This is a genomic window from Xanthomonas sp. NCPPB 1128 (assembly GCF_001043115.1).
In the GTDB taxonomy this organism is placed as follows: domain Bacteria; phylum Pseudomonadota; class Gammaproteobacteria; order Xanthomonadales; family Xanthomonadaceae; genus Xanthomonas_A.
Map to the genome: position 1 here is coordinate 227,459 of NZ_LFME01000001.1, position 9,880 is coordinate 237,338.

Genomic DNA, 9,880 nt, shown 5'->3' on the forward strand with positions numbered 1-9,880 from the left:
GCGCGGAGCGGCGGGTGTTTGATCGGTCCCGCCGCGGCGAGCACGCACTGCTGATCCAGCCCTACGCGGGCGGTCCATTGGAAGACGATGTGCTGGAGGAGTTCGCCGACCTGGCGCGCTCGGCCGGCGCCAGCATCGCCGCCACCGTGACCGCGCGCATCGACAAGCCGAGTCCGTCGACCTTCATCGGCAGCGGCAAGCTGGAGGAGGTCAAGGCCGCCGCCGACGCCAGCGGCGCCGATCTGGTCCTGGTCAACCACGCGCTCAGCCCGGGCCAGGAGCGCAACCTGGAGAAGTACCTGGAGCGGCGGGTGATCGACCGCACCGGGCTGATCCTGGACATCTTCGCCCAGCGTGCGCGCAGCCACGAAGGCAAGCTGCAGGTGGAACTGGCCCAGTTGCGCCACATGGCTACGCGGCTGGTGCGCGGCTGGACCCATCTGGAGCGCCAGCGCGGCGGTTCGATCGGCCTGCGCGGCCCCGGCGAAACCCAGCTGGAAACCGATCGCCGCCTGCTGCAGAAGCGGGTGGAGCAGCTGCAGAAGCGGCTGGAGAAGGTCGAGGTGCAGCACACCCAGATGCGCCGTGCGCGGGTGCGCAGCGAACTGCCGCGGATCGCGGTGGTGGGCTACACCAACGCCGGCAAGTCGACCCTGTTCAACGCGCTGACCGGCGCCGAGGCCTACGCCGCCGACCAGTTGTTCGCGACCCTGGACCCGACCGTGCGCCGCATCGCGCTGCCCGGCGGCAACGCCATGCTGGCCGATACCGTCGGTTTCGTGCGCAACCTGCCGCACGAACTGGTGGCGGCGTTCCGCTCGACCCTGTCCGAGGCGCGCGAGGCCGATCTGCTGCTGCACGTGGTCGACGCCGCCGATCCGCTGCGCGAGGAGCGCATCGCCCAGGTCGACGAGGTGCTGCAGGCGGTCGGTGCCGGCGAACTGCCGCAGTTGCTGGTGTTCAACAAGATCGACCGCATCGAAGGCGCCGAGGTGCGCCACGACGCGCAGGATGGCGTGCCGGACACCGCGCGGCGCGAGCGGGTATGGATCTCCGCACGCGACGAACGCGGCCTGGACCTGCTGCAGCAGGTGCTCGGCCAGCGCCTGGGCCTGCGCCACGTGCAGGGCAGCCTGCGCCTGCCGCCGAGCGCCGGGCGCCTGCGTTCGCAACTGCACCAGTTGCAGGTGATCCGCAGCGAGCAGGCCGACGAGGAGGGCTGGCTGCTGCAGGTGGACATTCCGATCACCGAGGCCGAGCGCCTGGCCGCCGCGGCCGACGGCGCGCCGATCCGCGCGCTGCTGCCGCCGCGCGAGCAGGAGGAGTGGCAACAGCGCTGAGCGGCGCCTCGGCGTCGACAAGGTCGATGCCGATTGTCTGGCCGCGTGGCAGCGACACATGCGCCACGTTGGCTGACGGCCGGCCATCCGCCGGCGCGCACAGGCGCGACAGCCACGGCGAATTGGGCTACAAAGCGCACTGGTTTCCCGAGCTGTGCCATGACGCTTCCCACCGATTCGGAGTTGTTGCAACAGGCCACCGCGCTCAGCGACCGCTTGCGCACCGCGCGCGAGCGCCTGGTCACCGCCGAAAGCTGCAGCGGTGGCTGGATCGCCAAGGTGATGACCGATGTCGCCGGTTCCTCCGCCTGGTTCGACTGCGGCATCGTCGCCTACAGCTACGAGGCCAAGCAGGCGCTGCTGGGCGTGCGCCCGCAGACGCTGGAGCATCACGGCGCGGTCAGCCGCGAGACGGTGATCGAAATGGTGTCCGGCGCGCTGGTCAATTCCGGCGCCAGCGTCGCGGTCGCGGTGACCGGCATCGCCGGCCCCGGCGGCGGTTCCCCGGACAAGCCGGTCGGCAGCGTGTGGCTGGGCTGGAAGCGCCGCGGCGGCTACGCCAGCGCGCAGTTGTTCCACTTCCCGGGCGACCGCGACGCGGTGCGCCGGCAGACCGTGGCGGCGGCCTTGCGCGGTTTGGACGCGCTGCTGTGACTGCGGTCGCGCGCCTGCTCCGAGGATGAGCGCGATGTGGGAGGCGTTGAGCACCGTCCGCGACCTGGGACGCCTGCAGGAAATCGCCTCGGTCCTGATCCGTTACGGCTTCGGCGACGTGGTCCGGCGCATCGGCATGGCCGACGTGCTGGAACGTGCCGGGCGCCTGCTGCACTGGCACAACGCCGAAGAGATGCTGCGCATGTCGGCGCCGCAGCGGGTGCGGCGCGCGCTGCAGGACCTCGGCCCGACCTTCGTCAAGCTCGGCCAGGTGCTGGCCACACGCGTGGACCTGCTGCCGCCGGAGTGGATCGACGAACTGGGCGAACTGCAGAACGCCGCGCCGGCGCTGGACTACGTGCAGATCCTGCCGCAACTGATCGAGGCGCTCGGCGAGGAACCGACGGCGATCTTCGCCAGGCTCGAGGAAACCCCGCTGGCCGCCGCCTCGCTGGCGCAGACCCATCGCGCCTGGCTGCACGACGGCACCGCAGTGGTGATCAAGGTGCGTCGCCCCGGCATCCGCGAGGTGATCGAGGCCGACCTGCGGCTGCTGGCGCGACTGGCGGAGATCGTCGAAGCGCGCGCGCCGGACCTCAAGCGCTACCACCCGGCCGCGGTGGTGCAGCAATTCACCCTGTCGCTGCGCCGCGAGCTCGATTTCGCTGGCGAATGCCGCAACGCCGAGCGCATCGCGGCCAACTTCCAGGGACACGACGAGATCGTGATCCCGCGGGTGCACTGGCAGTGGACCTGCGAAACCTTGAACGTGCAGGACTTCGTCGACGGCATCGGCGGCCGCGACCTGGCCGGGGTCGAGGCCGCTGGCCTGGACCGTCGCCAGTTGGCGCGCACCGGTGCCGACATCGTGCTGAAGATGGTGCTGGAGGACGGCTGCTTCCACGCCGATCCGCATCCGGGCAACATCTTCTACCTGCCCGGCGAGCGCATCGCGGTGATCGACTTCGGCATGGTCGGGCGCATTTCCGAGCAGCGCCGCTACCAGGTGGTGCAGCTGCTGCACGGGTTGGTCACCCAGGACGCAGAGGCGGTGGCCGACATCCTGCTGGAGTGGACCGACGGCGAGGTCGAGGTCGACGAGGCGCGCCTGCAACTGGAGATCGCCGCCTTCGTCGACCAGTACCGCGGCGTGCCGCTGAAGGACCTGCGGGTCGGCGCCATGCTCGGCGACGTCACCGCGCTGCTGCGCCAGCACGCGCTGGCCTTGCCGGCCGACCTGGCGCTGATGATCAAGACCTTCCTGACCCTGGAAGGCGTCGGGCGCCAGCTCGATCCGGACTTCGACATGGCCGGCGCCGCCGCGCCATACCTGGAGCGGGTGATGCTGCAGCGGTTCGCGCCGCGGGCGATGGCCCGGCGCGGCCGCCGCACCGTGCTGGGCGCGCTGGAACTGCTCGGCGACCTGCCGCGCGATACCCGCCGGCTACTGCAGGCGGCGCGGCGGGGGCGCCTGCAGTTGAACGTGGAGACTGGCTCGCTGAAGGGCTTCGGCGACCAGGTCAACCGTGCCGCCAACCGCCTGACCATGGGCATCGTCACCGCCGCGCTGATCATCGGCTCGTCGATCGTGATGAACAGCGTCGGCGGCATTTCCAGCCGCTGGCTGCTGGCCATCGGCGTCTGCGGCTTCGTCGGCGCGGCGCTGTCGGGCGTGTGGATCCTGTTCTCGATCTGGCGCAGCGGGCGCTGAGCGCGGCGCGCTTCGGCGCTCTTTGGCCTGTATCGCCGAAGGTCGGGATGGGCTCATCGTCAATCCGCCGCGATTGCAGGTGCGCTTTCGCGCAAGGAATTCCCAGTGCAGACCTAGTCCACTGGTGGGAGGGGCTTCAGCCCCGACGCGATGCACCCGATCGCTCGGCGCACATGGCCTCGGCGTCGGGAGGGACGTAGGACCCAAGAAGTAGAGGCTGCGACGTGCCTGCCAATAGGCCGCATTCCCGCCGCAACAGCCGTCGCGCCGACCAGCCAATGCGGCAGACGCGGATGCGCTTGGCGGCCCCATGCATCGCACGCGCCAGTTGCTCGCCCAACGATTTAGTAGTATTACTACTAACCATGGACCTGACCGAAACCCAGCAGGCGATCCTCGACCTGATCGCCGAGCGCATCGAACACGATGGCGTGCCGCCGTCGCAGACCGAGATTGCCCGCGCCTTCGGCTTCAAAGGCGTGCGCGCGGCTCAGTACCACCTGGAAGCGCTGGAACAGGCCGGGGCGATCCGCCGCGTGCCCGGGCAGGCGCGCGGCATCCGCCTGCTCGGTGGGGCGGCCGCGCCGGCCCCTGTGCCGCAGGTGGACAGCGCCGACGTGTTGCGCCTGCCGGTACTGGGACGCGTCGCGGCCGGCCTGCCGATCGGCGCGGACATCGGCTCCGACGACTTCGTGGTGCTGGACCGGGTGTTCTTCTCGCCCGCGCCGGACTACCTGCTGAAGGTGCAGGGCGACTCCATGCGCGACGAAGGCATCTTCGATGGCGACCTGATCGGCGTGCACCGCACCCGCGATGCCCGCTCCGGGCAGATCGTGGTGGCGCGCATCGACGAGGAGATCACGGTCAAGCTGCTGAAGATCGGCAAGGACCGCATCCGCCTGCTGCCGCGCAATCCGGACTATGCGCCGATCGAGGTGTTGCCGGACCAGGAGTTCGCCATCGAAGGCCTGTATTGCGGCCTGCTGCGCCCCAACCGCTGATGCCGCGCGTGGAGCAGGGCATGCACTACAGTGCCGGCCGGACTTTCCCGACCCCAGACATCGCCATTCGCCGCTGCCGCAGCCCGGTCCGGACGAATTATTTTCATCTCGCCACGCACTGTCTCAGTCCGTGCGATACCAGGCCCTTACATTGACCTCACTCCGCAAATCCTCCTCACCTTCCAAGGACACCACAATGGACGAGAACAAGAAGCGCGCGCTCGCCGCCGCCCTGAGCCAGATCGAGAAGCAGTTCGGCAAGGGTTCGGTGATGCGGATGGGCGATCGCGTCATCGAAGCGGTGGAAGTGATTCCGACCGGTTCGCTGATGCTGGACATCGCGCTGGGCATCGGCGGCCTGCCGAAGGGCCGCGTGGTCGAGATCTACGGTCCGGAATCCTCGGGCAAGACCACCCTGACCCTGCAGGCCATCGCGCAGTGCCAGAAGAACGGCGGCACCGCCGCGTTCATCGACGCCGAGCACGCGCTGGACCCGATCTACGCCGCCAAGCTGGGCGTCAACGTCGACGAACTGCTGCTGTCGCAGCCGGACACCGGCGAGCAGGCGCTGGAAATCGCCGACATGCTGGTGCGCTCGGGGTCGGTGGACATCGTGGTGGTCGACTCGGTCGCCGCGCTGACCCCGAAGGCCGAAATCGAAGGCGAGATGGGCGATCAGCTGCCGGGCCTGCAGGCTCGCCTGATGAGCCAGGCGCTGCGCAAGCTCACCGGCAACATCAAGCGCTCCAACACCCTCGTGGTGTTCATCAACCAGTTGCGCATGAAGATCGGCGTGATGATGCCGGGCCAGAGCCCGGAAACCACCACCGGCGGCAATGCGCTGAAGTTCTACGCCTCGGTGCGCCTGGACATCCGCCGCATCGGCGCGATCAAGAAGGGCGACGAGATCATCGGCAACCAGACCAAGATCAAGGTCGTCAAGAACAAGCTGGCGCCTCCGTTCAAGCAGGTCATCACCGAAATCCTCTACGGCGAAGGCATCAGCCGTGAGGGCGAACTGATCGACATGGGTGTGGAAGCCAAGCTGGTCGAGAAGGCCGGCGCCTGGTACAGCTACGGCAGCGAGCGCATCGGCCAGGGCAAGGACAACGCCCGCGGTTACCTGCGTGATAACCCGCAGGTTGCGGCCAAGCTGGAAAGCGAGCTGCGCGAGAAGTTCCAGCCCACGGAAATCGCCCCGAGCGAGGCCGAGGCGGAAGACGACGACGCGTAATGGTTTTCTGCCGGGGGAGCGGTGGAGTCAGTGCCGCTCGTCTCCCTCGGCAGTCTTGAGCAAGCCAGGAGGACGCGCGCCAGGGACGGCGCAACTGAATGGGGTGCATCGCCCATGAGCGACGAACAGGCACACGAAGAAGCGCCACGTCGGCGCCGCCGGCAGCAGGAGCAGACTCCGCTGCAGAAAGCGCTGGGCTTGCTGGTGCGGCGGGAGCATTCGCGTAAGGAATTGACCCGCAAGCTGCGTGCGCGTGGGGTGGAAGCGGACGCTGCCGCGGAAGCGGTGGAACGCCTGAGCGGCGAGGGCTGGCAGGACGATGGCCGCTTCGCCGAACTGCTGGTGCGCAGCCGCGCCGGGGCAGGGTATGGCCCGCTGCATATCCGTGCCGAGCTTGGCACCCACGGCCTGGACAGCGAGGCCGTCGCCACTGCGATGGCTGCCTTCGAGGGCGACTGGACCGAAAACGCCCGCGATCTGGTCAGGCGCCGCTTCGGCGCTGCCGGGGCGATGGACCTGCCGCAGCGGCGCAAGGCTGCCGATCTGCTGGCGCGGCGCGGTTTCGATGGCGACAGCATCCGCGCCGCGGTGCGTGACGCTGCGGAGGACTGAGCGGGCCGGGCCTGCTACCCTTGGCGAGTTGTCTTGTCCGGTTTCCGTGGCGCCCTCATCTACGAGGGAGTTCCAGGAAGCCCGTCCGCTCGTCTATAGCCAGCCCATGAACGCACCCGCCAAATTCTCCACCTCCCAGATCCGCAGCGACTTCCTCGACTTCTTCAAGGGCAAGGGTCATACCATCGTGCCGTCCGCGCCGCTGGTGCCCGGCAACGATCCGACGCTGCTGTTCACCAATTCCGGCATGGTGCAGTTCAAGGACGTGTTCCTGGGTGCCGAGAAGCGCAGCTACGTGCGCGCGGCGGACGTGCAGCGCTGCCTGCGCGCCGGCGGCAAGCACAACGACCTCGATTCGGTCGGCTACACCGCGCGCCATCACACCTTCTTCGAAATGCTCGGCAACTGGTCGTTCGGCGACTACTTCAAGAAGGACGCCATCGCCTGGGCCTGGGAGCTGCTGACCCAGGTCTGGAAACTGCCGGCCGAGCGCCTGCTGGTCACCGTCTACCACACCGACGACGAGGCCTACGGCCTGTGGCGCGACATGATCGGCGTGCCTGCCGAGCGCATCGTGCGCATCGGCGACAACAAGGGCGCGCCCTACGCCTCGGACAACTTCTGGCAGATGGCCGACACCGGTCCCTGCGGCCCGTGCACCGAGATCTTCTACGACCACGGCGCGCACATCGCCGGTGGTCCGCCGGGCTCGCCCGACGAGGATGGCGACCGCTTCATCGAGATCTGGAACCTGGTGTTCATGCAGTTCGACCGCCAGCCCGACGGCACCCTGGTGCCGCTTCCGGCGCCCTGCGTGGACACCGGCATGGGCCTGGAGCGCCTGGCGGCGATCCTGCAGCACGTGCACACCAACTACGAGATCGACCTGTTCCAGACGCTGATCCGCAAGGCCTCCGAGCTGACCGGCACCGCCGACCTGGAGAACAAGTCGCTGCGCGTGATCGCCGATCACATCCGTGCCTGCGCGTTCCTGATCGTCGACGGCGTGCTGCCGTCCAACGAAGGCCGCGGCTACGTGCTGCGCCGGATCATCCGCCGTGCCCTGCGCCATGGCTGGATGCTCGGCGTGCGCCAGCCGTTCTTCAGCAAGCTGGTGCCGACCCTGGTGGAGCTGATGGGCGAGGCCTATCCGGAACTGGCAGCAACCCAGGACACCGTGCTGCGTGCCCTCCAGGCCGAGGAGGAGCGCTTCGCCGAGACGCTCGATGCCGGCATGAAGATCTTCGAGGACGTCGCCGCCAAGGCGCAGGGCGGGGTGATCGCCGGCGAGGATGCCTTCCGCCTGTACGACACCTACGGCTTCCCGCTGGACCTGACCCAGGATATCGCCCGCGAGCGCGACCTGCGCGTGGACGAGCAGGGCTTCGAGACGGCGATGGACGAGCAGCGCCGGCGTGCGCGTGAAGCCGGCAAGTTCGGCGGCGGCGTGCAACTGCCGGCGGACTTGGTGGCGACCCTGGCCCCGACCGTGTTCCTGGGTTACGACAGTCTGCAGGCCGACGGCCTGCGCGTGGTCGCGCTGCTCAAGGACGGCCGCCCGGTGCAGTCGGCCCAGGCCGGCGACGCGGTGATCGTGCTGACCGACAAGACGCCGTTCTATGCAGAATCCGGCGGCCAGGTTGGTGATCTCGGCATATTGACCGCCGCGGGTACCCGCCTGACGGTCACCGACACGCAGAAGTTCGCCGGCCAGTTCCATGGCCACGTCGGCACCTTGGAAGAAGGCAGCCTGAAGCTTGGCGACGTGCTCGCCGGCCAGGTCGATGTCGAGCGCCGCAGCGCCACCATCCTCAACCATTCCGCGACGCACCTCCTGCACGCGGCCCTGCGCGAAGTGTTGGGCACCCATGTCCAGCAGAAGGGCTCCTTGGTGGCGCCGGACCGCCTGCGCTTCGACTTCTCGCACTTCCAGCCGATCGGGGCCGAGGAACTGGCGCTGATCGAGCGCAAGGTCAACCAGCAGGTCCGCGCCAACAACGCGGCCGAAGTGCATCAGATGGGCATGCAGGAAGCGCTGGATTTCGGCGCGATGGCGCTGTTCGGCGAGAAGTACGGCGAGCGCGTGCGCGTGCTGAAGATGGGCGACTACTCCACCGAACTGTGCGGCGGCACGCACGTCGGCCGCACCGGCGACATCGGCCTGTTCAAGATCACCAGCGAAGGCGGCGTCTCCGCCGGCGTGCGCCGCATCGAGGCGGTGACCGGGCAGGGCGCGCTGGACTATGTTGCGTCCGAGGAGGCCCGGCTGCGCGAGGCGGCCGACCTGGTCGGCGGCAACAGCCACGACGTGGTCGACAAGATTCGCCAGCTCGGCGAGCGCTACAAGCGCATGGAGCGCGAGCTGGAAGCGCTGAAGGCCAAGCTGGCGTCCGGCGCCACCGCCGACCTGGCCGGGTCGGCGGTCGACGTCGCCGGCGTGAAGGTCCTCGCCGTGCGGCTGGAAGGCTTCGATGCCAAGGCCCTGCGCGAGGCGATGGATCGCCTGAAGCAGCAGTTGGGCGACAGCGTGATCGTGCTGGCCGGTGCCAGCGAGGGCAAGGTCGCCTTGGTCGCTGGCGTGAACGGCAGCCCAATGGGACGGGTCAAGGCCGGGGAACTGTTGAGCCACATCGCCGGTCAGATCTCGGGCAAGGGCGGCGGCCGCCCGGACCTCGCCCAGGGTGGTGGCGAGGACGGGCCCGCCCTTGCCCCTGCACTCGCCGGCGTCCCCGCCTGGGTCAAGCAACATCTCCCCTGAACATACGAGCGGCGCGCCTTGCTGGCAGGGCGCGGCTTCCCGTAACATCACCCCTCTTTTCACTTTCATTATGGGGCGTGCCGCAGCGCGGGCGCCGTGCCGGTGAGACCCACTGGTTCCCTGGAGAATTTTAAAAATGTTGATCCTGACTCGCCGGGTAGGCGAAACCTTGATGATCGGCGATTCGGTCACCGTGACGGTGCTTGGGGTCAAGGGCAATCAAGTGCGTATCGGCATCACCGCGCCCAAGGACGTGGCGGTGCATCGCGAAGAGATCTACCAGCGCATCCAGCGCGGCGACGAGCCGAACTCCCATGGCGGCGGTCACGGCGATCAATCTGCCGATTGATGCGTCGAAAGGGTTTACCTGAGACCCCACAACCCGGTATTCTTCGCGCCCGGTCGCGGAAATATCCGCAGCCCGCAGCGCAGAAATCCGGAGTGATGCCCGAGTGGCTGAAGGGGCTCCCCTGCTAAGGGAGTATAGGGTCAAAAGCTCTATCGAGGGTTCGAATCCCTCTCACTCCGCCAGTGTCAAGAAACGCCCGCAAATCAACGATTTGCGGGCGT

8 protein-coding genes and 1 tRNA gene are annotated in these 9,880 nt (G+C 68.4%); all 9 read left to right on the plus strand.

The genetic code is table 11. From position 1 onward, the window contains the following. The first annotated feature begins 14 nt into the window (after positions 1-14). The 9 genes from hflX (at position 15) to ACP93_RS01055 (ending at position 9,841) form a co-directional block, all read left to right on the plus strand. The gene (hflX, locus tag ACP93_RS01015; RefSeq protein WP_048489000.1) at positions 15-1,340 is read left to right on the plus strand and encodes a ribosome rescue GTPase HflX; all 1,326 of its coding nucleotides are present in this window, start codon (positions 15-17) and stop codon (positions 1,338-1,340) included. A 159-nt stretch (positions 1,341-1,499) separates the two neighbouring features. Next, entirely contained in the window at positions 1,500-1,994 is a 495-nt protein-coding gene (locus tag ACP93_RS01020; protein WP_048489001.1) for a CinA family protein, read from the plus strand. Between the two features lie 34 nt (positions 1,995-2,028). Continuing rightward, the gene (gene ubiB / locus ACP93_RS01025) at positions 2,029-3,705 is read left to right on the plus strand and encodes a 2-polyprenylphenol 6-hydroxylase (protein ID WP_048489145.1); all 1,677 of its coding nucleotides are present in this window, start codon (positions 2,029-2,031) and stop codon (positions 3,703-3,705) included. A gap of 365 nt (positions 3,706-4,070) precedes the next feature. Continuing rightward, on the plus strand, positions 4,071-4,706 hold the full coding sequence (lexA, locus tag ACP93_RS01030) for a transcriptional repressor LexA (protein WP_048489002.1): 636 nt from the start codon (positions 4,071-4,073) through the stop codon (positions 4,704-4,706). A gap of 196 nt (positions 4,707-4,902) precedes the next feature. Then, a complete protein-coding gene (gene recA / locus ACP93_RS01035) occupies positions 4,903-5,940 on the plus strand; it encodes a recombinase RecA (RefSeq protein ID WP_048489003.1) in 1,038 nt (345 codons plus the stop codon). A 114-nt stretch (positions 5,941-6,054) separates the two neighbouring features. After that, the gene (gene recX, locus ACP93_RS01040) at positions 6,055-6,552 is read left to right on the plus strand and encodes a recombination regulator RecX (protein ID WP_048489004.1); all 498 of its coding nucleotides are present in this window, start codon (positions 6,055-6,057) and stop codon (positions 6,550-6,552) included. A gap of 106 nt (positions 6,553-6,658) precedes the next feature. Continuing rightward, a complete protein-coding gene (gene alaS, locus ACP93_RS01045; RefSeq protein WP_048489005.1) occupies positions 6,659-9,310 on the plus strand; it encodes an alanine--tRNA ligase in 2,652 nt (883 codons plus the stop codon). 136 nt (positions 9,311-9,446) lie between these two features. Beyond that, positions 9,447-9,659 carry a carbon storage regulator CsrA gene (gene csrA, locus ACP93_RS01050; RefSeq protein WP_010341308.1) on the plus strand — a complete coding sequence of 71 codons (213 nt, stop codon included), beginning with the start codon at positions 9,447-9,449 and terminating at the stop codon, positions 9,657-9,659. Between the two features lie 89 nt (positions 9,660-9,748). Then, a tRNA-Ser gene (locus ACP93_RS01055) sits at positions 9,749-9,841 on the plus strand. Positions 9,842-9,880: the final 39 nt, after the last annotated feature.